Source organism: Gemella sp. GH3 (assembly GCF_013415425.1).
In the GTDB taxonomy this organism is placed as follows: domain Bacteria; phylum Bacillota; class Bacilli; order Staphylococcales; family Gemellaceae; genus Gemelliphila.
This window is the reverse complement of the sequence record NZ_JACBYC010000033.1, coordinates 1-753: the sequence shown is the minus strand read 5'-3', so window position 1 is coordinate 753 and position 753 is coordinate 1. Positions and strand designations below refer to the sequence as shown.

Genomic DNA, 753 nt, shown 5'->3' with positions numbered 1-753 from the left:
ATTATATATATATATATATATATATTCAAGACCATTTGACTTTATTATATTAAACTTATTAAAAATACTATTTTAATTTTTTAAAACTATGTTATAGTTCTTTAAATTTCATTGCAAAACTAAACCCCACTGAAAAATTTTGGTGGGGTTTTTTGAGACACTTTGGAAACAATCCAAAATATCTTTAGTTGTTTTTAGTAAATATAATTTCTAAAATTTAGTTGTATCAATGTTTCTTGGTTTAAGATTTCTTGTTATTTTATTCCCACTCTTCTTTTTCCACCGTTCACTACATTCAAGATCGTTCAAAATATGGATGTTTTGTTTGTTGTATGTTGAGAAATTTGTCTAATTTAATCTCGTTTTAGATTTTTTACCCGTCCCAGTTCCAAATTTTATTTATTTAATCTCTTTATCATTCCTTAAAATATAATTATTCCAACGCTCTTTGTATTCTGATAAATTTGGATCATTATTAATTTTTATTTCAAAAAGTTTACCGTGTTTTTTTAACATTTTTAGTAATTCTAAATCTTTGATTCTATTTTTCAAAAAATCATATTGATAATTATATTTCTATAATTTATTGATTATTTACAATTAAAAAGATGTATTGAATTAACAATACATTTTTATTATAAGGTAGAAATTAAAAAAAATCAATAGAAAAGTATAAAAACTATTGACGCAGAAACAACAATATGTTATAATAATTATATAAGTTAAAAGAATAATTTAAAATACAATTAAAAG

1 protein-coding gene is annotated in these 753 nt (G+C 20.6%); it reads right to left on the bottom strand.

Going from position 1 to position 753, the window contains the following annotated elements; all coding sequences use genetic code 11:
* Window positions 1-399: 399 nt before the first annotated feature.
* Entirely contained in the window at window positions 400-552 is a 153-nt protein-coding gene (locus HZY83_RS00985) for a hypothetical protein (protein WP_179942254.1), read from the bottom strand.
* Window positions 553-753 lie beyond the last annotated feature (201 nt).